Here is a 24,073-nt window from a genome sequence, read left to right on the forward strand (position 1 = left end):
CATGATCACCATTTGTACCGCCTGCGGCACGTCTTATCAGCAGCAGCAACCTGCCCTTACGCAGTGTCGCATTTGTCAGGATGAACGCCAGTTTGTGCCGCCCGGCGGGCAGCAGTGGATCGATCAGTCTGCGCTGCGCGCCTCGCATCAAAACCAGTGGCAACAGCTGGAGTCCGGGCTGCTCAGCCTGCAAACCGTGCCGGATTTTGCCATCAACCAGCGCGCCTTTGTGCTGCAAACGCCGCACGGCAATATCCTGTGGGATTGCATCGCCCATCTGGATGACGCCACCGTCACGCTGCTGCGCGCGCTCGGCGGCCTGCACGCCATCGCCATCTCCCATCCCCACTATTACAGCACCATGCAGGACTGGGCCGACGCCTTCGACGCGCCGGTGTACCTGCACGCCAGCGACAGCGAGTGGATCATGCGCGCATCGCCCCGTCTGCAGCCCTGGCACGGCGACAGCTGTGATCTGCTGCCGGGCGTGCGGCTGTTACGTCTCGGCGGCCACTTTGCCGGCGGCACGGTGCTGCACTGGGCGCACGACGGCGGCGTGCTGCTGAGCGGCGATATTTTACAGGTAACGCCCGGTGCCAGTGCGGTTTCGTTTATGTGGAGCTATCCCAATATGTTACCGCTGGCCGGCGTCACGGTGACGGCCATGCTGCAGCGGTTGCAGGGCGTGACGTTTACGCGCCTGTACGGCGCGTTTGCCGGCCGCGAAATTCTCGCGCGTGCCGATGAGGCGGTGCAGCAGTCGGGCCGCCGCTATCTGGCCTGTCTGCAACATCCACAGCCGTAGCGCTTACACAGCCGCGCTGGATAAATACCAGGCGATCGCACCGCACACGGATGTACAGACGTCTGGACGTATACTATAGTCGGTTTCCTGCAAACATAAGGAAACCTGCAAACAATGAAAAAAACATGGCTTACCGCCCTGCTGGCGGCCTCTGTCACCCTGCTCAGCGCCTGTGACAACCACAACGACAACAAAATTAAAGTGGCGATCAATACCGGACCGGATGAGGCGCTGTGGCAGACCGTGAAGCAGGTGGCACACGATAAATATCAGCTCGATGTTGATGTGGTGGCGTTTAACGATTACGTGCAGCCGAACGAAGCGCTGTTCAATAAAGATGTGGACGCCAACGCGTTCCAGAGCCTGCCTTATCTGGAGATGCAGTCCAAAGAGCGCGGATATAAATTTGCCGTCGTGACCAATACCTTCGTATTCCCGATTGCCGGTTATTCACGCAAGATTAAATCACTGCAGGATCTGCCGGATGGCGCTACCGTGACCGTGTCTAACGAAGCGACCACCCTGGGGCGTAGCCTGCTGCTGTTGCAGGCGCAGGGCCTGCTGAAGGTGAAACCCGAAGCCGGTCTGCTGCCGACCACGCTGGATATTACCGACAACCCGAAAAAGCTGAAGATTGTGGAAGTGGATACGCCGCAGCTGGCGCGCACGCTGGACGATCCGCAGGTTTATCTGTCGATCATTAATAATAACTTTGCCGCGCTGGTGAATTTATCCGCCTCGCGTGACGGGATGTTTATGGAAGGCAAAGCGTCGCCATACGTGAATGCGATTGTGGCGCGCGAAGATAATAAAGACAGCCCGAACGTGCAGAAGCTGAAAGAAGCGTTCCAGTCCCAGCCGGTGCTGGATAAAGCCAACGAGATTTATAAAGGCGATATTATTAAGGGTTGGTAAGGATTACCTGCCTGTTGATGCAGGCAGGAACAGGATTACCGCGCCCATCGTAGCGGCGCAATTTATTGCGCATTCCGGCAACTGTGAAGTGTTTAACTTAGCGCGATAAATCGCGCCGCTACAATGTGTGCAGGATGGCGGTGCCGAAATACAATGCCGCACGGATCGTAGCGGCGCAATTCATTGCGCATTCCGGCAACTGTGAAATGTTTAACTTAGCGCGATAAATCGCGCCGCTACATATTGTGCGGTCAGAGGGTACGGACATAATTTTTGGTACAAAGTCTTAGCATCGCTATTTCCTGCATTTTTAATCATCTCGCTACCTGCACTCCCCCATCCCATTTTCTGCCAGCCAGCCCGCTTCTGCTGCTGTCTGAATCGTCTACACTTCAGGTTGAAAAAGCCGCAGCGGTGTAAAAATGGCGTAAAAATTTGGTCGATTAGTATAAAAATCGCGTACAAAAAAACGCCAACCCCTACCGATTACGCCGCTGAAACGCTATCTTCGCCAGCATAAAAGTGGGTGATTGCGACACGCCAGTGCGGTTGATGGCGCTCGCCCTTTCTCCCTGAAAAAACAGGAAATGTATGAGTCAATCAGAGAAACAGTCTCTGCCTGCTGGCATGCTGGCCGCCGCCGGCATCGTGTTTGGTGATATCGGTACCAGCCCGCTGTATACACTGAAAGAATGCCTGTCGATTTTGCCGGACGGCGCGCCGTCGGCGCTGGCGGTGATGGGCTTTTTGTCACTCATCTTCTGGGCGCTGACGCTCATCGTCACGCTGAAATATGTCTGCTTCGTGATGCGCGCCGACCACGACGGCGAAGGCGGTATTCTCACCCTGATGTCACTGGCACGCCGCAACGTTGGCCGCAAAGCCGGTCATATCATTGTGCTGGCCGGTCTGATTGGCGGCGCATTTTTCTATGGTGATGGCGTGATCACCCCAGCCATCTCGGTGCTGTCGGCCATCGAAGGAATTCAGGTGGTCTCGCCCGGGCTGGAAAAATATGTGGTGCCGCTGGCGCTCACCATTCTCGCGCTGCTGTTCATTATCCAGAAACACGGCACGGAAAAGGTCAGCCGGGTGTTTGGCCCGGTGATGTTTGTCTGGTTTGTGGCCATCGGCGCGCTCGGCATTCGCGGTATTCTGCTCAACCCGGAAGTGCTGCAGGCGCTCAGTCCGTCCTATGCGCTGACCTTCCTGCTCAGCCACAAAGCGCTCTCGCTCGCGGCAATGGGCATGGTGGTGCTGGCGGTGACCGGCGCGGAAGCGCTGTATGCCGACATGGGCCACCTGGGCAAAGCACCGATTCGTCTCGCCTGGCTGGTGATCGCCATGCCGGCGCTGATACTGAATTACTTCGGCCAGGGCGCGCTGGTGATCGCCGATGCGCAGGCGCTGAACAATCCGTTCTTTAATCTGGCTCCAGGCTGGGCGCAGATTCCACTGATTGTGCTGTCAACGCTGGCCACGGTCATCGCGGCGCAGGCGGTGATTTCCGGCGTCTATACCCTGACGCATCAGGCCATTCGCCAGGGCTTTTTACCGCCGATGCGCATCATTTTTACTTCGCATACCGAGTCCGGGCAGATTTACATTCCGGTGGTGAACTGGCTGCTGTTCACCGCCGTGATGCTGATTGTGCTGGCTTTCCGTCAGTCGTCGGCGTTGTCCTCGGCGTACGGCATCGTAGTGACCGGCACCATGGTGATCACCGCCTGTCTGGCGGGCGTGGTGGCGCTGCGTAACTGGCGCTGGCCGCTGCCGCTGGCGCTGTTGTTCCTGCTGTGTATGCTGGTGGTCGACGTGCCGCTGTTCATCGCCAACCTGATGAAACTGCTGTCCGGCGGCTGGGTGCCGGTGCTGCTGGCGCTGACCATGATGGGATTGATGCTGATCTGGAGCAGCGAGCGTAACCGCCTGATTCGCCGTTTAAATAACGATCAGGATGGTTTGCTGGCGCTGGTGAAATCGCTGGAGAGCAATCCGCCGAACCGCGTCGAGGGCACCGCCATCTTCCTCGCGCGCAAGGAGTTTGAAATTCCCCAGGCGCTGTTGCACAACCTCAAGCATAACCGCGTGCTGCACCGCCGCGTGGTGCTGTTGCATATCCGCACCACCGACACGCCGCGCGTCTATAACCAGCAGCGCATCAGCATTACGCAATTATCGCCGTCGTTCTGGCAGGTCACTGCCGCTTACGGCTGGCGTGAAGTGCCGTCGATGGCCGAGATTCTGCATCTGTGCGGACTGGAAGGTTTTGGCTGCACGGTGAATGAAGCGTCATTTTTTACCGCGCACGATACGCTGGTAATGAAAAAACGCCGCGGTCTGGCGCGGGTGCGCGGCGGGATTTTTCACTTCTGCCAGCGCAACGCGCTGCGCGCCCATGAGCAATTTCATATTCCGCCCAATCGGGTGATCGAACTGGGCGGCCAGCGCGAATTTTAAGCCGCAGGGCCACGGATGGCCGGATTTGCCCGCACATGATGCAGCGACTTTTTTAATGGCAAATGTAAGCAGATGAAAAAATATTAGCGAAACATTACCGGAGTTGTGGCGGAACTTTTCTTAACATCTGATTAGCAATTAAAGCTAAAACGCATAACCTCAAAAGGTGTTTATTAACCCTACCGGCATGATGATTCACCGTGCGCTTTGCCGGAATGTATAAACCAATAAACAACGATCTCAGGATCGGTTAATTCACTTCCGGCTCTGTTGTTATTTTTGAGGAGTAAGACCATGAAAGCGTTAATTAACGATGTGATTTCCATTTTTACGCCGCAAAATGTTAAACCGGTTTTAATTCGCGCCGATTTGACGCACCGCGAATTATCTTCAATCCATCCGGCGGGTGTAACTACTGTAAGCTGGGCCACATCAATGGAAGAGTTAACAGACGCCATTGTGAAAAAAGCCCAGGCGGCCGGAGCCGTCGGTTATCACATCACCGACGTTGAATCACATGAGCCGGGCCACGACGGCCAGCACGTGATGGCCGCCACTGCCACGCTGTATCACATCAATGACAAAGTGGCTTACGGCTGATGCCGGGATTAACGCGTTTTTCTGTTTATGGCCTGCCCGTTATTTCCGGCAGGCTTTTTTCATTAAAATAGGCGGCGAGAAAATCGAGAAAAACTTTAATACGCTGCGATTCTGCGGCGCGTTGCGTATACACCGCCCAGATATTGGCTTCCTGATACCACTGCGGTAATACCGCCACCAGCTCGCCCGTCGCCAGATACGGCGCCACATCCCACGCTGAACGCAGCGCAATACCATGCCCCTGCAACGCCCAGTGCAGAATCACCTTGCCGCTATTGGAAGAGTAATGGCTGTTCAGGCGACACAACACCTGCTGCTCGCCATTGGTCAATGCCCAGTTACCAAATGAATTATCGCGTTCATTAATGATCAGACAGCTGTGATGAATTAACGCATCCAGCGAATCTGGCATACCGGCGCGGGATAAATACGCCGGCGCGGCACATAAAATGCGCCGGTTAGCAATCAGCCGGCGGGCAATATAAGAAGGATTGAGATCGTCGCCAACGCAGATTTCTACATCCGTGCCGCTCTGTAGCAGGTCGAATGCCCGATCGCTTAGCATCAGTTTAATATTCAGCGACGGATGCTGGTGAATAAATGCCGAAACCGCATCCGATAAATAGTCCTGACCGAAACCAAACGAGCAGCCGACGGTAATTTCCCCGGTCAGCTCGCCGCGCCACTGACGGAAATTATTGAGAAAGCCATCCATTTCCTGCACTACCTGCAGCGCGCCCTCCAGCGCTTTTTCACCTTCCGGCGTCAGGCGCATCACGCGGTTAGTGCGGAAAAACAGCCGCGTCTCCAGCTGTTTTTCCAGAATGGCGATGCGTTTACTGATGTAAGACGGTGACTGACCCAGCTCAATCGCCGCGCGGCCGAAACCGTCATGCCGCGCCACGCTGATAAACACGTACAGGTCTTCAATCGACGGCCAACCCTGTAACGGCTTCTGATAACTTTTTCCGGCAAGCAGTATTTTCATAACAGCACATGGTGAGTGAACGCCACGTGGTTATAACACAGATCCCAGGAAGCGCTGAAGCGAGTGCAGAAACCGCTCTGGCACCTCTTCCTGCGGTGAATGGCCGCACGGTAACGCCTCGCCCTGCACCTGCAGCGCCTTGTCCTGCCAGGTGTGCACCACATCATACAGCTGACCGACCGTGCCCTTTTCGCCCCACAACAGTAACAGCGGGCAGGCAATGCGCCGGTCGCTGTCAGCGGCATCGTGTTGCAAATCGATGCTGGCGGCGGCGCGATAATCTTCACATACCGCGTGGATCATCGCCGGATCCCGATAGCAGCGCAGATAATCTTCAAACACCGCCGCTTCGGTCGCGCCCGGCGTTTTCAGCTGGCCATCAATGTGTTTACGCAAAAAGAACGCCGGATCGTGACCAATCATGGTCTCCGGCAGCGGGTGCGGCTGAATCAGGAAGAACCACCAGAAATAGCGCGTGGCGAACGCCTGATCGGTCAGCGCGTACATGGTGGCAGTCGGTGCGATATCGACAAACACGCAGCAGCTGACTTTCTCCGGGTGATCGAGCGCCAGCCGGTGCCCGACGCGCCCGCCGCGATCGTGGCCGACAAACGCCACGCGCTGCAGGCCGAGCGCGTCGATCAGCTGGCTGATATCCTGCGCCATGCTGCGTTTGGCATACGGCAGATGTTCAGCGTCACTGGCGGGCTTGTCGCTGTCACCGTAGCCGCGCAAATCCGGCAGGATCACCTGATAATGCTGCGCCAGCTGCGGTGCGATTTTACGCCAGGCCAGATGATTTTGCGGATGGCCGTGCAGCATCAGTAAAGGCGAGCCCTTGCCGCCGATGGCCACGCGCAGCGTAACGCCATTATCAAGCGTCACATCCTGCAGGGTAAAACCGGCGATAAACGGCGACGGGCCGCGATCGATAATCTTACTCATGGTTGCTCCCTGGTGCGCTGCAGCCACGGACGCTGCGCAAAGTGCTGCGCTTCAAACTGGCGGATATCTGCTTCATATTGCAGCGTCCAGTCTACCGCGCTGCCGCCACCGATCAGCATCTCGCGCTTCAGGGCACTGACCGTAAAGTGAATCACCTCATCCGCGAACTGAATGGTTTGCTGCTCCAGCGACACGCTGATGGTGTTGCGCTGCGCATCGGCGGCCACCGCGCTCAGACGCTGATAATCCGCCTCGCTCAGGCTCAGCGTCAGCACGCCGTTACGCTGGCAGTTGTCGTCAAAAATGCCGGCGAAGCTGGTGCCGATAATCGCGCGGATGCCCAGCTGATTCAGCCCCCACACTGCATGTTCGCGGCTGGAGCCGCAGCCAAAATTGGCGCCGACCAGCAAAAACGTCGCGTTCTGCCAGCCCGGCTGATTGAGGATGAAATCAGGGTTTGGTGCACCGTCGGCCAGAAAGCGCAGGTCAAAGAACACGCCGCGGTCCAGCCCCTGCCGGTCAATGCCTTTGAGAAACTGCTTGGGCATAATCACATCGGTATCGATGTTAGCAGCCGGCAGCGGTGCCAGCTTGCCGGTGATGGTAGTGAAAGCTTGCATATTAAACCCCGGATTGCAGATAGTGACGAACATCAACCAGATGGCCCGCCAGCGCAGCGGCGGCGACCATCGCCGGACTCATTAAGTGAGTACGCGCGCCCGCGCCCTGACGGCCGGCAAAGTTACGATTGGTGCCCGATGCGCAGCGATCGCCCGGTGCCAGCACATCTTCGTTCATCGCCAGACACATCGAACAGCCCGACTGACGCCACTCGAAGCCAGCGTCGATAAAGATGGCCGCCAGCCCTTCCGCCTCCGCCTGCTGCCGTACCTGGGTTGAGCCCGGCACGATGATGCCGCGCACGTGCGGCGCGATTTTGCGGGTACCAATCACCGCTGCCGCAGCGCGCAAATCTTCAATGCGCCCATTGGTGCAGGAGCCGATAAACGCGTGGGTGATGGCAATGTCGGCCAGCGGCGTGCCGGCCTGCAGCCCCATGTAGTGCAGCGCATTTTTCATCGCCTGCTGTTTCACCAGATCGGGTTCGTCAGCCGGATTAGGCACGTGGCCGCTGATGGCGCAGGCCTGATCCGGGCTGATGCCCCAGGTGACTTTCGGTTCCAGATCGCTGCAATCAATGGTCAGTTGCCGGTCAAATACTGCATCATCATCGCTGCGCAACGTGCGCCACTCGGCCAGCGCCTGCTGCCACAGCTCGCCCACCGGCATTTGCGGTTTGCCGGCAATGTAAGCGTAGACCTTGTCATCCGGCGCGATAATCGCCCCGCGCGCACCGGCTTCCACTGCCATGTTACACAGCGTCATACGCCCTTCCATGCTCAGCGCATCGATCGCGCTGCCGGTAAACTCAATCGCATATCCCGTAGCGCCGGATGCGCCAATCTGTTCGATCAACGCCAGCACGATGTCTTTGGCGGCGCAGCCAAACGGCAGCTCGCCGGTAACTTCAACGCGCATGGTTTTCAGCGTGCGATAAATCAATGTCTGTGTCGCCAGCAGGTGCTCGATTTCCGAGGTGCCGATGCCAAACCCCAGCGCGCCAAACGCCCCGTAAGTGGTGGTATGGCTGTCGCCGGCGGCAATCACCATGCCTGGCATCACCAGCCCCTGCTCGTGCGCCACCACATGTTCAATGCCCTGTCGCGGATCGAGCACGTCAAACAGCTCGATGCCAAAGTGCTCCGCATTTTTGCGGAAGTAATCGACCTGCAGCTGACCGCCAGCGTCGGTCATCGCCGCATCGCGCACTGGCCGCGTCGGGTTCACGTGGTCAACGTTAAGTAGAATGGTGGCAGGATGGCGCACGCGCCGCGACCGGTCGCGCAGACCGCTAAACGCCTGCGGGCTGGTGTATTCATTGAGGATTGACCGGTCGATATAGAGCAGCACGTGCCCCTCATCGTCCAGGTGACGTACCACATGCTGTTCGATCAGCTTTTCATACAGGGTTTTGCCCGCCATGCTCATGTCCACGCGAAAGTTAAACAAGTCATCAGAGACCTTAGGGTAAACCCATTCGGCGTCAGATCATCAACACGCTCCGTGCAGTGATAGTGCATGATTTGTCATCGCGGCAGCGGATTTAATTTGACCTAAGTCGTGCCCGTGGTTATAAATAATAACCGCGCTCCGTTAGCGGATATATTGTTGCTTTTTCCCGCACTGCTGCTGTATTCCTGCCGCTTATTTCGCCATCCCGCTTTTATAAAAGTTAATTAATTGCCATCAATAGTTAATTAACTAAAAACAAGTTAATCTTTTCGTAACAATCTTTTAATTTGCCAACCGAATTTTTAACGTTCATCTGCAAAGAATAAACAGGACTGGCATGACTCAGACCAAAAAACTTGTGTCCGCGCTTTCGCTGACGGCACTGCTTGTCTCTTCAGCGGTTCACGCTGAGAACGCACCAGAAAAAACCGACGTGCTGCTGATTGGCGGCGGTATCATGAGCGCCTCGCTCGGTACCTGGCTGCAGGAGCTGCAACCGGGCTGGAAACAACTGATGGTTGAGCGTCTCGACGGCGTCGCGCTGGAATCCTCCAACGGCTGGAATAACGCCGGTACTGGCCACTCTGCCAACATGGAGCTGAACTACACGCCAGAGCGTGCAGACGGTTCCATCGATGTGAGCAAAGCGCTGGAAATCAATGAATCGTTCATGATTACCCGCCAGTTCCTGACCAGCCAGGTACAGCGTGGCGTGCTGCACGATCCGCGTTCGTTCATCAACTCTACCCCGCACATGAGCTTTGTCTGGGGCGATAAAAATGTCGAATACCTGACCAAACGCTATGCGGCGCTGCAGAAAACGACCCTGTTCCAGGGCATGAAGTTCTCTACCGATCACAAACAGATCGAGCAGTGGGCACCGCTGGTGATGGAAGGCCGCGATCAGAATCAGAAAGTGGCCGCCACCTGGACGCCGGTGGGTACCGATGTGAACTACGGTGAAATCACCCGTCAGCTGATCGGCAGCCTGCAGAAAGATCAGAACTTCAAGCTGGAAACTTCCTCTGAAGTCACCGATTTCAAACGCAACAGCGACAACTCCTGGCACGTCACCATCAAAGACGTGAAGAGCGGCGCAAACCGTGAAGTGGATGCGAAATACGTATTCATCGGCGCGGGCGGTGCGGCGATCAAGCTGCTGCAAAAAACCGGTATTCCTGAAGCCGATAACTACGGCGGTTTCCCGGTGGGCGGTTCGTTCCTGATGACCGAAAACCCGGAAATCACCAGCCGTCACCTGCAGAAAGTGTATGGTCAGGCTTCCGTAGGCGCACCGCCAATGTCGGTACCGCACATTGATGCCCGTAACCTCGACGGTAAAAAAGTGGTGCTGTTTGGGCCGTTCGCCACGTTCTCGACCAAATACCTGAAGAACGGTTCGCTGTTTGATCTGCTGAGCGCCACCACCACCAGCAACTTCATGCCGATGACGCACGTGGGCATCGATAACTTTGACCTGGTGAAATACCTGATTGGTCAGGTGATGCTGAACGATGACGACCGCTTTGCCGCGCTGAAAGAGTACTACCCGAACGCGCGTAAAGAGGACTGGAAACTGATTCAGGCCGGCCAGCGTGTGCAGATCATCAAGAAAGATGCTGAGAAAGGCGGCGTGCTGAAGCTGGGTACCGAAATCGTGACCGATCAGCAGAAAACCGTGGCGGCCCTGCTGGGTGCTTCACCGGGTGCATCTACCGCGGCACCGATCACCCTCAACGTGATGCAGAAGCTGTTCCCGCAGCAGTTCGCGTCACCAGAGTGGCAGCAGAAGATCCGCGCTATCGTGCCAAGCTTCGGCCAGAAGCTGAACGGCAACACCGCGCTGACCCAGCAGGTATGGGATAACACCGCTGCCGTGCTGCAGCTGACCAAACCGCCTGTGATCAACATGGACGATCAGCAGTCAGCCCCCGCGCAGGCCAAACCGCGCGAAGAGTCCGCGAAGCAGGATATGGCGCTGTAATACGCCATCGCTGAGTCAATCGAACCGATGCCGGTGCGCGAGCCATCGCCCACCGGCATTTTTTTGTCTGGGATCTGATGATTGCTGTGTCAGACTTCACCAGTGTTACCGCTGAGAGATGCCCTGTGGTTCAGCGTCTCTTCCCACTGACTTTGACGATGCAGCGTGCTAAAATTGAACTTCTGACGGGAGATTAATTATGAGCAGAAATGCATCTCTGAGTATTGCCAGCCAGATCCAGAATTTAGCGAAGGCTAACCATATCACCGCAGAGCGTGACGGTGTCAGCCTCATGGCTGCTGCGATTACTCATCTGGCAGGCGACAGAGTAGAACTGGATTACGTTGAACAATTGCTGGTTAATCTCAAAAGAAAAGGTGTGCTGACTAAAGCAGAAACGCTGAAGCTTCAGGGTTCTTATCTGCAGGAAAAACGTGAGCACAAGCAGAACTTCAGCGCATGACGTTTGATCCTTTCAGCGATTTTTCTACTTCCGGCTACCTGAGAAACGCGTTGGGGCTTAAAGATGCGGATGAGGTAAAAAAAGCTGAGCATCTGGCCTTTGAATCTAGCGTCGAAGATGCGCTTCATTTCCTGGCACTTCAGCCTGCAATCACTTACAGCACTTTTTTGTCAGTTCATAAAATTCTGTTTTCTGACTTTTATCCCTGGGCGGGTAAAGATCGCAACGAGTTAGTTCCTCATCTTGCTGTTTTTAAAGGCATGCCAGAAGATGCTTATTTTACCATGTTTGAGCAGCCCCACTCGATTCAGCTCGCCGTTGATTATGCTCTGCGCCTTGCCAGCGACTCATCGCGGTTCAGAAAAAAACCGGGTGAGGTAATGGGACAACTGGCTTTTGCCCATCCTTTTCTGGATGGTAATGGTCGAACGTTGCTGTTGCTATTTATGGAAATGACCTACCGTGCTGGCTTTGCCATTGAATGGGCAAGAACCAAAAAAGATGCGTATCTTAGCGCACTCAGCGCTGAGATTCGTGAACCCGCTAAAGGCCATCTGGATAATTATTTACTCCCCTGCGTTGTTGATATTGCCAGTCGAAGCGAATGGCCGGCAATGATTAGTGGCATAAAAGGGTTGGACGGTTTAGATAAAGAAGACATTTACTACGGTGCGGTTGATGATCCTGATATCAAAGCGCTCTATCAAAGCTATACGTCATCTTCCCGATTGCCTCATCCACCAGCAGAGCCAGAATAAATACGGTTCAGTCGCTACAGCGGGTCGCTATTAATAGCGACCCTACATGATACAATTTAAGGGTGAACGTTCTCCGCAGGGTGCGCATTCATGCGCACCTGGAAAATAATTACGACTTTACGTAATCCGAATAGGCATTTTGCAGCGCGATGTGGTCGGCAATATATTTCGCATCGTGCCACACGCCATAAATAAACGACGACGCCCGGTTGACCAGATTGGGCAGGCCAAGGAAATAAATACCACGCTCGGCAGAAATACCGCGCTTGTGGAATGGCAGGCCCTGTTCATCAAACGCATCCACCTGCAGCCAGCTGAAATCAAATTTAAACCCGGTAGCCCAGATAATGGTGCTGATGCCCGCCGCCTGCACGTCCAGCTGCATCAGCGGATTTAACAGGCACTCCGGATCCGGCAACAGTTCCCACGCCTGCGGCTCGGCCGGTAAATCCAGCCCGTTGCGCTCAATGTACGCATCCGCATCGCGCAGCACCTCGAAATAGGCTCTGTCACCTTCGGCGATATTCTCTGCCAGCCCCGGCGCAAAGCGCAGCACGCCGTTATCACAGCGCTCGGTGATGCCGACCAGCGTAATGCCCATATGGGCCAGCCGGCGGAAATCCACGGTTTTACCGCCTTCATAGCCGCTGACGGCAAAGGCCACATGCTGTTTCTTCGGCTTGATTTTCACCTCGTCCCACAGCCCCAGCGCGCCAAGCCACCAGCAGTAATCACGGTCGCGATAGGCGCGTGGCGGGCGGTAGTGCTCACCGACCGACAGAAACACCTCGCGGCCGGCCTGACGCAGCTCCTCGGCAATCTGGGTGCCGGACGCACCCGCACCGACCACCAGCACCGCACCGGGCGCCAGCTGCTGTGGATTCTTGTACGCCGATGAGTGGATCTGCTGCGGCACCGCGCCTTCAGGCACGATGGCCGGGAACGCGGGCTTCTGAAACGGGCCGGTGGCAGCCACCACATTGTCCGCGTCGAATTCTCCCGCCGACGTCACCACCCGGAAGCCGCTGCGTCCGGGCAGCCGCGTCACCTGCTGTACTTCAACCCCGGTGCGCACCGGCGCGTTGAGCATCTTTGCGTAATCCTCGAAATACTGCGCCATGCGCTCTTTCGGCGGAAACGCCTCCGGTGAAATATTATCAAACTTCAGCGAAGGAAAGCGGTCGTGCCACGCCGGGCCGTTAGCCACCAGCGAGTCCCAGCGTTCGGAGCGCCAGCGCTCGGCAATGCGGCTGCGCTCCAGCACCACGTGCGGGATCTGCATCTGCGCCAGATGTTCGCTCATGGCGATACCCGCCTGGCCCGCTCCGACGATCACGGTATTGATTTTTTCTACTGACATAGGTCATCCCCGAATAGTTGGCATGCCACCAGCGCGGCGCAAATATTGCGCCGCTGGCGATTAACACCAGGTTGTCATGTTTAACGGCAGCTTAATGGCACAGCGAAATTAATGCCCGGCCTCAACGTTTAATATTTTTCCCAGCCCGAAAAACTTATTGGCGATAATTAACATCACGGCGGTCACCACAATATAAATAACCGACAGCGCCGCCAGCGTCGGGTCGGCAAATTCACGCACGTAGTTGTACATCGCCACCGGCAGCGTCTGCGTCGCCTGGGTGGTAATAAACAGCGAGGCGGTGAATTCATTGAATGAGAGAATCGCCGCGAACAGCCAGCCACCAAACAGGCCCGGCAGAATCAGCGGCACGGTAATGGTCCATACTACGCGTAACGGCGATGCGCCGAGGCTGGCCGCCGCCAGTTCTATCCGCTGCTCGAGATTTTTCAGCGATACATAGACGCTGCGCAGCACGAACGGCAGCACTAATACCACGTGGCAGAAAATCACCAGTGCGTAGCCGCGTCCCAGATTGAGCTGCGACACCAGCATCAGCAGGCCGAGGCCAATGGTGAAATGCGGAATAAACAGCGGCGACAGCAGAATACTCTCCAGCACCTGTTTGCAGGGAAAGCGATAGCGCTCGATGGCAATCGCCAGCGTGGCGCCGATGACCACCGCCAGCGTTGACGCCCATGCTGTGACAATCAGTCCGGACCAGAAGCCGTGACGAAAATCGTCGTAGCTCAGCGCCCGCTCAAACCAGCGCAGCGACCAGCCTTTCGGCGGGAAGAACAGCACGGAGGTGCTGCTGAACGACGAGATAAACACCACGACGGTGGGCAACATGACAAACGTCAGAATGGCGATCACCAGCAGTTTGCCCAGCAGCGCAATCAGTTTGTCGTTGTGAGAACGGGTCATATCAGTGCCCTCCCATGGCATGCAGGAAGCGCGTCATGCGCTTCAGCGCCAGCAGCAGCAGAATGGTCAGCAGCAGGCCAGCAATGCTCAGCGCTGCGGCAAACGGGAAGTTCATCGAGGAGAAGCCCAGCTGATACACCAGCGTAGCCACGGTACTGACGCGTCCGCCGCCAATCAGTTGCGGCGTCGCGAAAGCGCTAAAGGTCCAGGCAAACGCGGTGGTCAGGCTGGCGATGATGCCGGGAATCGACAGCGGAATGGTCACCGTTAGCAGCGCGCGTACCGGCCCGGCGCCAAGGCTGGTGGCGGCTTTTTCGTAGTCCGGATTGATGTGTGACAGCGCCGTCGCCAGCATCAGCACCATGATCGGCATGGTGACATGCACCAGCGCGACCACCACGCCGGTCTGGGTAAACATAAACTGGATCGGCTGGCTGATGATGCCCAGCGCCAGCAGCAGGCTATTAAGAAAGCCGCTGTTACCCAGCACGATAATCCACGAATAGGTGCGCACCACTTCCCCCAGAAACAGCGGAGTAATCGCGATGATCAGAATGGTGGATTTGATCCACGCGGTGCGGGTGCGCACCAGCGCATAGGCCAGTGGGTAACTCATCAGCAAACCAAATAAAGCCGTTTTGGCGCTGAGCAGCACAGTATTGAGAAACGCGTCGCCGTAGATGCGTTTGAACAGGCCACTGAAATTGGCCAGCGTAAAGCCGCCGACATCCAGCGAGCCGGGGATGTATGCACGCACGCTGAACTGCATCACCGCAAACATCGCGACGACCAGCCCCATCGCGGTCAGCGTGGCGGGAAGAATGAACCAGGGTAAAAATGTCGGTTTTTTCGTCATGGACGTTACTGCCTGCATAGGTGTTACCGGCTACGGCGAGGCACCCGCCCCGCCGCAGCACCAGGACAATCAGTGAGACATGATGTTTTCAGAGAACCACTGACGCCACTCGGCAGTTTTCTCCGCACGCAGTTGGGGATCGGTATTGATGGTGGCATTCCACTGCGCCGGCGTGGTCAGCATGCCTGGCAGCTTCGCCAGCTCCGGATCGATATGCGCGTTGGTCACCGTGGGGCTACCGCGATAGATCTTCGCCACCTGCTGCTGTATTTCCGGTTTCAGCGCGATGTTGATGAACTTGTACGCCAGATCGGTATGTTTGCTGCCTTTATTGATGCCGACGGTATCCACGCCGAGGATCGCGCCCTCTTTCGGTATCGCCAGCTTGATGTTGACCCCTTCCGCAATCATGCTGTAGGCGTTCATCGACAGCATCACCTGCACCGGCGTTTCTCCGGTGGAGATCAGCTGCTGGCTGTTGGCATCATCGGTGTAGAACGATTTGATGTTAGGAATCAGCGCTTTCAGCTTCGCCTGGCCCTGCTGCCAGTGCGCCGCATCGCTGCCGGAGAGTTTGGCGGCCACGGCGATGATGTGGCTCGGATCCCAGTCGGGCAGCGCCAGCGTGCCTTTCAGCTCCGGCTTCCACAGGTCGTTCCAGCTGGTGAAGGTTTCCCCTTTCGGCACCAGATCCGGACGGTAGCCGATGGTGTAGACGTAGCCCCACACGCCAAGGTGATACGGGCTGACTTTCGCCTGCTGCACCAGATTGACCGCGTTAGGGATTTTGCTCATGTCGAGTTTCTCGAACAGGCCGCTGTTGGCATACAGATAGCCGACGTGCGCGGTGGTGAAGGTCACGTCAGTTTCCGGCGACCCGCCCGCCAGTTTGGCTTTGTTGAGGCGATCGATGGTGCCGCCGGTGACGAACTGCACTTCGACGCCGGTCTCTTTGGTGAACTCTTTGGCGATGGTTTGATCGATCAGATCTTTAAAGCTGCCGCCCCAGGTGCTGACAATCAGCTTGTCGGCGGCCATGGCATTCCCTGCGCTCAGAATTCCCGTGGTTAACAACGTTAAGGCACACATCTTACGCAACATATTTTTGTCCCCAGTGAATGAAAAGGCTGTTATCGCTGCTCTGAACCACCGTTGATTCGCCACGGCGCGCTGCGCCAAAACAGTGCGAAAGTGAAAAGCAGGTGTCACAGCGATTCTGCCGCTGGCCGCAGCTGCGGTAAAACAGCCTTTTCCTCGCCGTTGCATCGGAATTTCTGACGCTAAAAAAGTCGCTGCTTTGCAACGGATTTTCTTAAGCCTTAGTGAGGCAGAAGCGAATGGGCGTGAAGGGTCAGGCAGGGGATTATGCTGCTATTCGCTGTCCGGCATGATAAATGCATGGAAACAGGGGTAAATAGAAAAGCCGGCGCGACAAGATCGCGCTGGCGACACCAGGAGAATCTGCATGCTCAGTCGCATCACCCAGCGCCAGCTGGAATACTTCGTCGCGTCCGGCGAAGCCGGCAGCATTATTGGCGCATCCGAACGTATTCACGTATCGTCACCGTCGATCTCTGCCGCCATTACCCACATCGAATCCGAGCTGGGGGTGCAGCTGTTTGTGCGCCACCACGCGCAGGGCGTGTCGCTCACCGCCATTGGCCATCAGGTATTAAAAGAGGCGAAGCTGATTCTGGAACAGATGTCGAATCTGTATACCATCGCCTCAGAGTCGCTGAACAACGTGCGCGGCCCGCTGCGCGTCGGCTGTCTCGACACGCTGGCCCCGATGCTGACGCCGGAGCTGGTGTTTGGCTTTGGCCGTGCCTTCCCCGGCGTGCGCATCACGCTGGTGGAGGGCAATCATGAACAGCTGCTGAAACAGCTGCGCGCCGCCGATATCGATATCGCGCTGACCTACGATCTGGTGCCGGCCAGCGACATCGCGTTTCAGTCGCTGGCGCAGCTGCCGCCGTATGTGATGGTCGGCGAACATCACCCGTTTGCCAGTCAGTCTGCGGTGACCATTCAGGATCTCGCTACGGTGCCGATGGTGCTGCTGGATATGCCGTGGAGCCGCGAATATTTTCTCAGCCTGTTTAGCGAAGCAGGCGTTACGCCCAACATTGTGATGCGCTCCGGCAATATGGAAGTGGTACGCGCGATGGTGGCCAACGGCGTGGGATTTGGCATCGCCAATGTGCGGCCCAAAGCCAATCTGTCGCAGGATGGCAAACGGGTGATCCGCGTGCGCCTTGCCGGCGTGAACCGGCCGATGTTGCTGGGATACGCCACGGTGGCCCACGTGCAGCAGTCGATGGTGGTCAACGCCTTCGCCGAACGCTGCCGCATGTTCATCTCCGATCAATACATTCCCGGCATGGCCGCGCCAAGCTACTTCGACCCGCAGGTGGTGCGCGTCGCCTGACGCGCTCAGTAACCCCGCGCGGGAAACACCTGGTTGAGCACCGGCTCACCGCGCATCACCCGCTGGATGTTATCAGCCACCTGACGTGCGGCGCTGGCCGGGATCGCTACCGACGCCAGATGCGGCGTGATCAGCACATTTTCCATGCTCCACAGCGCATCGTCGGGCGGCAGCGGCTCACGATCGAACACGTCTAATGTGGCGTGCCCGATCTGTCCGCTCTGCAGCGCCGCGGTCAGCGCGGGCTGATCGACAATCGCGCCGCGCGACACGTTGATCAGCGCACAGCCCGGCGGCAACCGCGCCAGGCGCTGCGCATCCAGCAATCCGTGGGTTTGCGGCGTGAGCGGCAGCATCACCACCAGAATGTCGCTGCTGGCCAGAAACGCATCCAGCGCCTGCGCACCGCTGACGCAGTGAATGCCGTCCAGCGCTTTGGGCGACCGCGACCAGCCGCGCACGTCAAAGCCCTGACGCGCCAGTTCGCGCGCCGCATACGCACCCAGTTCGCCCAGCCCCAACACGCCCACGCGAATCGACGCCGGCTCGCGCGGATGCAGATAGTGCCAGCGATGTTCACGCTGTGCGCGCTCAAATGCCGGTATGTCACGCGCGTAACGCAGCACGGCAAACAGCACGTAACCGGCCATCATGCGCGCCATATCCGGGTCCGATAGCCGGACGATCGGGATGTCAGGCAGGTCGTCGCGCCCCACCAGCGAGTCGACGCCCGCGCCCAGATTTACCAGCAGTTTCAGCTGGCGATACGGGGCAAAAAAGCCGCGCGGCGGCTTCCACGCCAGCGCAAACTGCACGCTATCGGCATCCTCGACCTGGTCGGCACGGCAGATAGTGACATCCGGTAATTGTGGTGCCAGCAGCGCCGACCACGCCTCGAAGCTGTCGAACTCGCTATAAAACACCAGCGTCGTCATGCGCTTGGCTCCTGTAGCAGCGTCGCCAGCGCATCGATAGCCAGTTCATAACCCAGCGCGCCCAGCCCGGCGATCACGCCGGTGGCGGCTTTCGACACCAGCGACTGATGACGAAACGACTCGCGCTGCCAGATATTGCTCATGTGTGCTTCGATGATCGGGCCATCAAACATCAGCAGCGCATCCAGAATCGGCACCGAGCGATACGACAACCCGGCGGCATTGATGATCAGCCCGTTTGCCTGCTGGCGCGCTTCCTGAATCCAGTCCACCAGCACCCCTTCATGGTTGCTCTGACGAAACTGCAGCCTGAGGCCGTGCGCGTCGGCGCGCCGCTGACAGCGCTCACCGATGCTGGCGAAACTGTCGCTGCCGTAAGTACCGTGGCGATCCATGCCGTAAAGATTGGCATTGGGCCCATTGAGAAAGAAAATCTGAGACATGGCGGCTCCATTAAAGGTGCGGGCGCGTCGCGGCCATCGCCGGGTGCGCGTCAAAGAGGGCAAACCAGGCGGCGCTCTGCGGATGCGTGGCGCGCCAGTTGAGTTCAGCAAAACGGAAGTCGAGGTAGCCCAATCCGCAGCCGATGGCGATCAGCCCGAGATCGTCGGGCGTGCGGCTGAACGCCTCCGCCTGCTGCTCAATGGCCGCCAGCGCAGCCGCCACTTTGGTCAGCTGCGCATCGCGCCACGCTGACCACTGCTTTTCCAGCGGGCGGGCGCTGGTTTCGTAGCGCGCCAGCAGCGCGGCATCCAGCAGTCCATCACCCAGCGCCTGGCGCGTGAGGCACAGCCAGCGCGCCTCGCCGTCTGCCGGCAGCAACTGGCCCGCGGCGCGCTGGTTAAGGTATTCGCAGATCACACGGCTGTCGTATAAACATAGCCCCTGTTCAGTGCGCAGCGCTGGCACTTTGGCCAGCGGATTAAACGCGGCAATGCGCGCATCGCGCTCGACGGGGTGCGCCGCCGACGCCAGCAGGGTGATCTCCGGCGCCAGACCCAGCAGCTGGGCGCACACCATCACTTTTCGCACGTAAGCCGAGGTAGAAGCGTAATAAAGTTCCATCATGGCATGGCCTCCGCATCTGGCAGCAGCAGCACTTTGCCGATATTCGCATTGGCTTCAAGGATGCGGTGCGCCTGCGCGGCGGCCGTCAGTGGCAATCGCTGATGCACCTGCGGTGTGATGCGCCCGGCGGCCAGTAAAGGCAGCAGATGGGCGCGCACGCACTGCGCCAGACGCTCTTTTTCCGCCGCGCTTTTCGGTCGCAGCGTGGAAGAGGTCAGGCTTAAACCTTTGCGCATGATCAGCTGTAAATCGATCTCCACCGTGGCCCGCTGCATAAAGGCGAGGCTGACGTGCCGCCCGCCCGCTGCCAGCACGCTGAGGTTGCGCGCAATGTAGTCGCCGCCGACGTTATCCAGCACCACATCCACGCCGCGTTCCCGGGTCAGCGTCTGAACCACCGCCACAAAATCTTCGCTATGGCGATCGATGGCGCGCCACACGCCCAGCTGCTGCAGCGCGGCAATTTTTTCCGCACCGCCGGCGGTGGCAATCACCCGCGCGCCACAAGCCTGGGCGCACTGGATCGCCAGCGTGCCCACGCCGCTGGCCGCGCCGTGAATCAGCACGCTGTCGCCCGGCATCAGACGCCCCAGCTCAAACAGGTTGTGCCAGACGGTAAACGCGGCTTCGGGAAAACCCGCCGCGTGGCTGAGCGGCAGCGTGTCCGGCACCGGCAGGCACAGTTCGGCGCGCGCCACGCAGTATTGTGCATAACCGCCGCCGCTGAGCAGCGCCATCACCGCCATGCCCGGCTGCAGTTCGCTGACGCCGGCACCCAGCGCCACAATCACGCCCGCCGCTTCCAGCCCGAGAATATCGCTGCAGCCTGGCGGCGGCGGCATGCCGTTGCGCTGCAGAATATCGGGCCGGTTGACCCCCGCGCTGACCACGCGCAGCAGCACTTCGCCCGGTCCCGGCTGCGGCACCGGGCGCTGCACCGCAGTCAGTACGTCTGCGTCACCCGGCTGCGCGGCGATGATCGCCGTCATGGTTTCCGTTGCCATGCGTTATCCCTGTGCGTCACTGGCGAAGGCGCAAACGCCCTCGTCATCAAACGTCAGCCCCACCACGCTGCCGACCGGCCAGCGCGTCAGCGCCTCCAGTCCGGACTGGCGGGCAAACAGCGACGCACTGCCGAGCGCCGGAATATCAAGATGCACGTCAACGTGATCGCCCTGAAACACATGCGTCAGCACCGTGGCGCTGAGCAGCGCCTGCGGACCGAGCGGCGCCAGCTGCACATTTTCCGGACGCACATACACATCCAGCCGGTCGCCGACGCTGGCCTGCACCCGTTTGGCCGGCAGGCGCAGCGTGTTGCCGCCCAGCTCCAGCAGCGCGCTGGTGTCACGGCCGGCGTAGCGGCCCGGCAGTATGTTGACGTCACCGACGAAGCCGGCGACAAACGGATCCTGCGGGCGGCGATAGATCTCATCCGGCGGCCCAATCTGGCGCACGTGCCCGGCCGACATCACCACCACGCGGTCGCTCATGCTCAGCGCTTCGCCCTGATCGTGGGTGACGAAGACCGTGGTCACGCCGAGTTTGCGCTGAATCGCCTTCAGCTCGACCTGCATGGATAAACGCAGATTTTTATCCAGCGCGGAGAACGGCTCATCCAGCAGCAGCACTTTCGGGCGAATCACCAGCGCGCGTGCCAGCGCCACGCGCTGCTGCTGACCGCCGGACAGTTCACGCGGTTTGCGCTGGCCGTAACCCGCCAGCTTCACCAGCGCCAGCGCCTGTTCGACCCGCTCGGCGATTTCCGCTTTCGGCACGCCGCGCATGCGCAGGCCGTAGCCAACGTTTTTCTCCACCGTCATGTGCGGAAACAGCGCGTAGTTCTGGAACACAATGCCGATCTCGCGCTGATAGGGCGGGATTTCCGTCACCAGCTCGCCATCGATAAAAATCTCACCGCCGTCGGCTTCGGCAAAGCCGGCCATCAGGTTCAGCAGCGTGGTTTTACCGCAGCCGGACGGGCCGAGCAGCGTAATGAACTCACCTTCATAGATGGTGAGAGAAATTTTATGCAGCGCGATGGCATCACCAAAGCGCTTCAGGACGCCATCCAGCTGCACCGCCACGTTGGCCTTATGCGGCGCCGATGACAGCGGCTGCGGAAACGGGGTTACTTCTGCACTGACCATACAATCTCCGGATTCGGACGGGGTGGCTCGTCGCGGGTTCATTCGCACATCCAGGTCGCCAGCCGGCGTAACAGGCTGTCACAGGCGTCCAGCTGTGCGAGGGTGATAAATTCGTCGGGCTTATGGCCCTGCTCCATACTGCCGGGACCGCACACCACGCAGGGGATGCCGGCGGCGGCAAACAGTCCGCCTTCAGTGCCAAACGCCACGGTGCTGAAGCTGTCGCTGCCGCTCAGCCGGGCAATCAGCTGTGCCGCGGCACTGTGCGCGGCAGTGTCCAGCCCTGGATAGGCGCTAAGCGGCGAGAAGCGGATGGCGCTGGCGGGCTGCACCGCGCGCATCTGCGGTTCCAGCGTCTGCTGCGCATACGCCACCAGCTCCTCTGCCACCTGCTGCGCATCCTCCTGCGGCAGCGTGCGCACTTCGAAATCAAAACTGCAGGCGTCGGGCACGATGTTCAGCGCGCGTCCGCCGTGGATCACCCCGGTTTGCACGGTGGTAAAGGGCGGATCGAAGCGCGCATCCTGTCGTTCCGGCGCCGCCAGACGTTCACCGATGACGGTTAAGCGCTGGATCAGCTTCGCGGCGTATTCAATCGCATTAACGCCCTGCGGCGCGTACGCCGAGTGGCAGGCCGCGCCCTGCACTTCACAGCGCATTGCCAGCTTGCCTTTGTGGCCCAGCACCGGACGCAGTTCTGTCGGCTCGCCAATCAGGCAGATCGCCGGTCGATCGCTGCGCTGCGCCAGCGAATCCACCAGCGAGCGCACGCCGAGGCAGCCCACCTCTTCGTCATAGGAGATAGCCAGGTGCAGCGGCTGACGCAACGGCTGGGTGAGAAAATGCGGCACGGCAGCCAGCATACAGGCGAGGAAACCTTTCATGTCTGCCGTGCCGCGTCCGTACAGCTTGCCGTCGCGTTCGGTGAGCGCAAACGGCGGCACCGTCCACGTCTGGCCATCAACCGGCACCACGTCGCTGTGGCCCGATAGCATCACCCCGCCGCTGCCGGCTGGCCCGAGCCGCGCATAGAGATTGGCCTTGCTGCGTTCTGCGTTGTGCATCAGTTCACAGGTCACGCCCAGCCCGCTGAGGTAGCGCCAGCAGAAATCGATCAGCGCGAGATTGGATTCGCGGCTGGTGGTGTCGAAAGCCACCAGATGTTCGAGCAGGTTACGGCTGGTCAGCATCGCGTCTCCTCACGCTTATTCATCGCCCGGCACGCCGTAACGGGGTGCCAGCGTGGGATTGAGCGCGCGCGTCAGGTAATCCTGCATCTGCGGCTGATAGGCCAGCCACAGCTGATGAAGTTCCGCGATGGGATCGCCCTCCGTCCAGTCAACGCGCAGATCAACCAGCGGCCACGGCTGTTCGCCCACCACCGCCAGCGCCGACGAGTGAACCGGCCCGGCTTCGCCTCCGGCGGCCATCCCGGCCTGCATGGCCGCGATTAACCGTGCGGCCAGTTCGCCCGGCTGCTGCGTAAACGCGCTGACCATCGCCGAAATCACCTCGGGATTCGCCAGCAAATTACCGGCTGCCACGCAGTCGCTGCCGCACAGCGCGTGATTCACCCCCAGCGTGTGCGTTCCGCTGAAGCAGGCACTGCTGCCGTCGGCCGCTAGCACCGTAAGCTGGCGATAATCAAAAAAGTCATCGCTGGCAAGGCCGCTCTGCAGCGCCTGCTGCGCCGTCTCGCCCTGACTCAGACGATCAAGGATGCGCGACCCCAGCGCCGGCAGCGTGATGTTCTGCGTGGAGACTGCGCCGACACCGGCGCGCAGCCACGGACAGCGTGCGCCGACCGCAATACTCGACGAGCTGACCGCGATGCCCAGCTGGCCGGTTTGCGCGCAGCGTCCAACAATCGATAACGTCATGATGCGGCGCTCCTTATTGTGGCTGCCAGTCGTCGGGGATTACCGCAATCACGTCGATCTCCATCAGCCACTGCGGCTGGCCCAGTCCCGAGATCACCAGACCGGTTGAGATGGGAAACACGCCTTTCAGCCACTTGCCGACCACCTGATACACCGGCTCGCGATAGCGCGGGTCGATGATGTAGGTGGTGGTTTTCACGATGTGCGACAGGTCGCTGCCCGCTTCTTCGAGCAGTTGCTTCACGTTTTTCATCGCCTGCTCGGCCTGCGCTGCCGGATCGCCCAGCCCCACCAGGTTGCCTTCGAAGTCGGTGCCAATCTGACCACGCACGTAAACGGTGTTGCCGGCGCGCACGGCCTGACACAGGTCGTTGTCCAGCGACTGATTAGGATAGGTATCTTTGGTGTTGAATTTGCGGATGCGGGTATGGGTGCTCATGATGCCTGCCAGCGTTTAATTGGTTTCCGCAAGGTATAC

General features: G+C 58.8%; 24 protein-coding genes. 8 read left to right on the top strand and 16 right to left on the bottom strand.

Annotated elements, in window-relative coordinates; genetic code table 11:
• The first annotated feature begins 1 nt into the window (after window position 1).
• From C1N56_RS20805 to C1N56_RS20820, 4 genes are all read left to right on the top strand, one after another.
• On the top strand, window positions 2-805 hold the full coding sequence (locus C1N56_RS20805) for an MBL fold metallo-hydrolase (RefSeq protein ID WP_136547800.1): 804 nt from the start codon (window positions 2-4) through the stop codon (window positions 803-805).
• Between the two features lie 114 nt (window positions 806-919).
• On the top strand, window positions 920-1,720 hold the full coding sequence (locus C1N56_RS20810) for a MetQ/NlpA family ABC transporter substrate-binding protein (RefSeq protein WP_021509481.1): 801 nt from the start codon (window positions 920-922) through the stop codon (window positions 1,718-1,720).
• 591 nt (window positions 1,721-2,311) lie between these two features.
• Window positions 2,312-4,180 (top strand): low affinity potassium transporter Kup, encoded by a 1,869-nt coding sequence (gene kup / locus C1N56_RS20815; protein WP_215787831.1) that lies wholly within the window; start codon window positions 2,312-2,314, stop codon window positions 4,178-4,180.
• Window positions 4,181-4,474: 294 nt separating this feature from the next.
• Window positions 4,475-4,780 (top strand): YdgH/BhsA/McbA family protein, encoded by a 306-nt coding sequence (locus tag C1N56_RS20820; protein ID WP_058770126.1) that lies wholly within the window; start codon window positions 4,475-4,477, stop codon window positions 4,778-4,780.
• Between the two features lie 25 nt (window positions 4,781-4,805).
• Here C1N56_RS20820 and C1N56_RS20825 read toward each other — a convergent pair whose 3' ends face one another.
• Genes C1N56_RS20825 through leuC form a run of 4 tightly spaced genes read right to left on the bottom strand, consistent with a single transcriptional unit; the run spans window position 4,806 to window position 8,756 of the window.
• Window positions 4,806-5,768 carry a LysR substrate-binding domain-containing protein gene (locus C1N56_RS20825; protein WP_394517704.1) on the bottom strand — a complete coding sequence of 321 codons (963 nt, stop codon included), beginning with the start codon at window positions 5,766-5,768 and terminating at the stop codon, window positions 4,806-4,808.
• 30 nt (window positions 5,769-5,798) lie between these two features.
• A complete protein-coding gene (locus C1N56_RS20830; protein ID WP_058770125.1) occupies window positions 5,799-6,713 on the bottom strand; it encodes an alpha/beta fold hydrolase in 915 nt (304 codons plus the stop codon).
• Window positions 6,710-7,333: a 3-isopropylmalate dehydratase small subunit gene (leuD, locus tag C1N56_RS20835; protein WP_058770124.1), complete on the bottom strand. Its 624-nt coding sequence runs from the start codon at window positions 7,331-7,333 to the stop codon at window positions 6,710-6,712. Before leuD ends, C1N56_RS20830 begins: the two co-directional genes overlap by 4 nt.
• 1 nt (window position 7,334) lies before the next feature.
• Window positions 7,335-8,756: a 3-isopropylmalate dehydratase large subunit gene (gene leuC / locus C1N56_RS20840; protein ID WP_058770123.1), complete on the bottom strand. Its 1,422-nt coding sequence runs from the start codon at window positions 8,754-8,756 to the stop codon at window positions 7,335-7,337.
• A 367-nt stretch (window positions 8,757-9,123) separates the two neighbouring features.
• On the opposite strand from leuC, the gene mqo reads away from it, so the two are divergent.
• From mqo to C1N56_RS20855, 3 genes are all read left to right on the top strand, one after another.
• Window positions 9,124-10,770, top strand: a complete 1,647-nt coding sequence (mqo, locus tag C1N56_RS20845) for a malate dehydrogenase (quinone) (RefSeq protein ID WP_394517705.1) — start codon at window positions 9,124-9,126, stop codon at window positions 10,768-10,770.
• A 199-nt stretch (window positions 10,771-10,969) separates the two neighbouring features.
• Window positions 10,970-11,233: a hypothetical protein gene (locus tag C1N56_RS20850; protein WP_104187249.1), complete on the top strand. Its 264-nt coding sequence runs from the start codon at window positions 10,970-10,972 to the stop codon at window positions 11,231-11,233.
• A complete protein-coding gene (locus C1N56_RS20855; RefSeq protein ID WP_394517706.1) occupies window positions 11,230-11,991 on the top strand; it encodes a Fic/DOC family protein in 762 nt (253 codons plus the stop codon). Before C1N56_RS20850 ends, C1N56_RS20855 begins: the two co-directional genes overlap by 4 nt.
• A 109-nt stretch (window positions 11,992-12,100) precedes the next feature.
• Here the strand turns inward: C1N56_RS20855 and C1N56_RS20860 are convergent, their stop codons facing one another.
• The 4 genes from C1N56_RS20860 to C1N56_RS20875 form a co-directional block, all read right to left on the bottom strand.
• Window positions 12,101-13,351: a flavin-containing monooxygenase gene (locus C1N56_RS20860; RefSeq protein WP_394517707.1), complete on the bottom strand. Its 1,251-nt coding sequence runs from the start codon at window positions 13,349-13,351 to the stop codon at window positions 12,101-12,103.
• A 108-nt stretch (window positions 13,352-13,459) separates the two neighbouring features.
• On the bottom strand, window positions 13,460-14,278 hold the full coding sequence (locus tag C1N56_RS20865) for an ABC transporter permease (protein WP_394517708.1): 819 nt from the start codon (window positions 14,276-14,278) through the stop codon (window positions 13,460-13,462).
• Between the two features lies 1 nt (window position 14,279).
• Complete coding sequence (locus C1N56_RS20870) at window positions 14,280-15,134, bottom strand: ABC transporter permease (RefSeq protein WP_021509491.1); 855 nt, start codon at window positions 15,132-15,134, stop codon at window positions 14,280-14,282.
• Between the two features lie 69 nt (window positions 15,135-15,203).
• A complete protein-coding gene (locus tag C1N56_RS20875; RefSeq protein WP_031280105.1) occupies window positions 15,204-16,235 on the bottom strand; it encodes an ABC transporter substrate-binding protein in 1,032 nt (343 codons plus the stop codon).
• 364 nt (window positions 16,236-16,599) lie between these two features.
• Between C1N56_RS20875 and C1N56_RS20880 the strand changes: the two genes are divergently transcribed.
• Window positions 16,600-17,562 carry a LysR family transcriptional regulator gene (locus C1N56_RS20880; protein ID WP_021509493.1) on the top strand — a complete coding sequence of 321 codons (963 nt, stop codon included), beginning with the start codon at window positions 16,600-16,602 and terminating at the stop codon, window positions 17,560-17,562.
• Between the two features lie 5 nt (window positions 17,563-17,567).
• On the opposite strand, the gene C1N56_RS20885 is transcribed toward C1N56_RS20880, so the two are convergent.
• The 8 genes from C1N56_RS20885 to C1N56_RS20920 are packed head-to-tail and all read right to left on the bottom strand — an operon-like array spanning window position 17,568 to window position 24,034.
• The gene (locus C1N56_RS20885) at window positions 17,568-18,497 is read right to left on the bottom strand and encodes a 2-hydroxyacid dehydrogenase (RefSeq protein ID WP_394517709.1); all 930 of its coding nucleotides are present in this window, start codon (window positions 18,495-18,497) and stop codon (window positions 17,568-17,570) included.
• Window positions 18,494-18,940 carry a type II 3-dehydroquinate dehydratase gene (locus C1N56_RS20890; protein ID WP_152390808.1) on the bottom strand — a complete coding sequence of 149 codons (447 nt, stop codon included), beginning with the start codon at window positions 18,938-18,940 and terminating at the stop codon, window positions 18,494-18,496. Before C1N56_RS20890 ends, C1N56_RS20885 begins: the two co-directional genes overlap by 4 nt.
• Before the next feature lie 10 nt (window positions 18,941-18,950).
• Window positions 18,951-19,565, bottom strand: coding sequence for a glutathione S-transferase (locus C1N56_RS20895; RefSeq protein ID WP_394517710.1), 615 nt, complete (start codon window positions 19,563-19,565; stop codon window positions 18,951-18,953).
• Complete coding sequence (locus C1N56_RS20900; protein WP_394517711.1) at window positions 19,562-20,569, bottom strand: NAD(P)H-quinone oxidoreductase; 1,008 nt, start codon at window positions 20,567-20,569, stop codon at window positions 19,562-19,564. The genes C1N56_RS20895 and C1N56_RS20900 overlap by 4 nt, the downstream gene beginning before the upstream one ends.
• Window positions 20,570-20,572: 3 nt before the next feature.
• Window positions 20,573-21,715, bottom strand: coding sequence for an ABC transporter ATP-binding protein (locus C1N56_RS20905; RefSeq protein WP_394517712.1), 1,143 nt, complete (start codon window positions 21,713-21,715; stop codon window positions 20,573-20,575).
• Between the two features lie 38 nt (window positions 21,716-21,753).
• Window positions 21,754-22,905 carry an acetylornithine deacetylase gene (argE, locus tag C1N56_RS20910; RefSeq protein WP_127834852.1) on the bottom strand — a complete coding sequence of 384 codons (1,152 nt, stop codon included), beginning with the start codon at window positions 22,903-22,905 and terminating at the stop codon, window positions 21,754-21,756.
• A gap of 15 nt (window positions 22,906-22,920) precedes the next feature.
• Entirely contained in the window at window positions 22,921-23,595 is a 675-nt protein-coding gene (locus C1N56_RS20915; RefSeq protein ID WP_127834851.1) for a DUF1028 domain-containing protein, read from the bottom strand.
• A 13-nt stretch (window positions 23,596-23,608) separates the two neighbouring features.
• Complete coding sequence (locus C1N56_RS20920) at window positions 23,609-24,034, bottom strand: RidA family protein (protein ID WP_021509501.1); 426 nt, start codon at window positions 24,032-24,034, stop codon at window positions 23,609-23,611.
• Window positions 24,035-24,073: the final 39 nt, after the last annotated feature.

The organism is Pantoea sp. SGAir0175 (assembly GCF_043547855.1).

Coding starts and splice junctions, on each gene's coding strand:
- argE (WP_127834852.1), bottom strand. CDS start 22,905: ATGCTGACCAGCCGTAACCTGCTCGAACATCTGGTGGCTTTCGACACC.
- mqo (WP_394517705.1), top strand. CDS start 9,124: ATGACTCAGACCAAAAAACTTGTGTCCGCGCTTTCGCTGACGGCACTG.
- leuC (WP_058770123.1), bottom strand. CDS start 8,756: ATGGCGGGCAAAACCCTGTATGAAAAGCTGATCGAACAGCATGTGGTA.
- C1N56_RS20810 (WP_021509481.1), top strand. CDS start 920: ATGAAAAAAACATGGCTTACCGCCCTGCTGGCGGCCTCTGTCACCCTG.
- C1N56_RS20880 (WP_021509493.1), top strand. CDS start 16,600: ATGCTCAGTCGCATCACCCAGCGCCAGCTGGAATACTTCGTCGCGTCC.
- C1N56_RS20850 (WP_104187249.1), top strand. CDS start 10,970: ATGAGCAGAAATGCATCTCTGAGTATTGCCAGCCAGATCCAGAATTTA.
- C1N56_RS20865 (WP_394517708.1), bottom strand. CDS start 14,278: ATGACCCGTTCTCACAACGACAAACTGATTGCGCTGCTGGGCAAACTG.
- kup (WP_215787831.1), top strand. CDS start 2,312: ATGAGTCAATCAGAGAAACAGTCTCTGCCTGCTGGCATGCTGGCCGCC.
- C1N56_RS20915 (WP_127834851.1), bottom strand. CDS start 23,595: ATGACGTTATCGATTGTTGGACGCTGCGCGCAAACCGGCCAGCTGGGC.
- C1N56_RS20885 (WP_394517709.1), bottom strand. CDS start 18,497: ATGACGACGCTGGTGTTTTATAGCGAGTTCGACAGCTTCGAGGCGTGG.
- C1N56_RS20820 (WP_058770126.1), top strand. CDS start 4,475: ATGAAAGCGTTAATTAACGATGTGATTTCCATTTTTACGCCGCAAAAT.
- C1N56_RS20825 (WP_394517704.1), bottom strand. CDS start 5,768: ATGAAAATACTGCTTGCCGGAAAAAGTTATCAGAAGCCGTTACAGGGT.
- C1N56_RS20830 (WP_058770125.1), bottom strand. CDS start 6,713: ATGAGTAAGATTATCGATCGCGGCCCGTCGCCGTTTATCGCCGGTTTT.
- C1N56_RS20895 (WP_394517710.1), bottom strand. CDS start 19,565: ATGATGGAACTTTATTACGCTTCTACCTCGGCTTACGTGCGAAAAGTG.
- C1N56_RS20870 (WP_021509491.1), bottom strand. CDS start 15,134: ATGACGAAAAAACCGACATTTTTACCCTGGTTCATTCTTCCCGCCACG.
- C1N56_RS20900 (WP_394517711.1), bottom strand. CDS start 20,569: ATGGCAACGGAAACCATGACGGCGATCATCGCCGCGCAGCCGGGTGAC.
- C1N56_RS20905 (WP_394517712.1), bottom strand. CDS start 21,715: ATGGTCAGTGCAGAAGTAACCCCGTTTCCGCAGCCGCTGTCATCGGCG.
- leuD (WP_058770124.1), bottom strand. CDS start 7,333: ATGCAAGCTTTCACTACCATCACCGGCAAGCTGGCACCGCTGCCGGCT.
- C1N56_RS20805 (WP_136547800.1), top strand. CDS start 2: ATGATCACCATTTGTACCGCCTGCGGCACGTCTTATCAGCAGCAGCAA.
- C1N56_RS20855 (WP_394517706.1), top strand. CDS start 11,230: ATGACGTTTGATCCTTTCAGCGATTTTTCTACTTCCGGCTACCTGAGA.
- C1N56_RS20860 (WP_394517707.1), bottom strand. CDS start 13,351: ATGTCAGTAGAAAAAATCAATACCGTGATCGTCGGAGCGGGCCAGGCG.
- C1N56_RS20890 (WP_152390808.1), bottom strand. CDS start 18,940: ATGTCTCAGATTTTCTTTCTCAATGGGCCCAATGCCAATCTTTACGGC.
- C1N56_RS20920 (WP_021509501.1), bottom strand. CDS start 24,034: ATGAGCACCCATACCCGCATCCGCAAATTCAACACCAAAGATACCTAT.
- C1N56_RS20875 (WP_031280105.1), bottom strand. CDS start 16,235: ATGTTGCGTAAGATGTGTGCCTTAACGTTGTTAACCACGGGAATTCTG.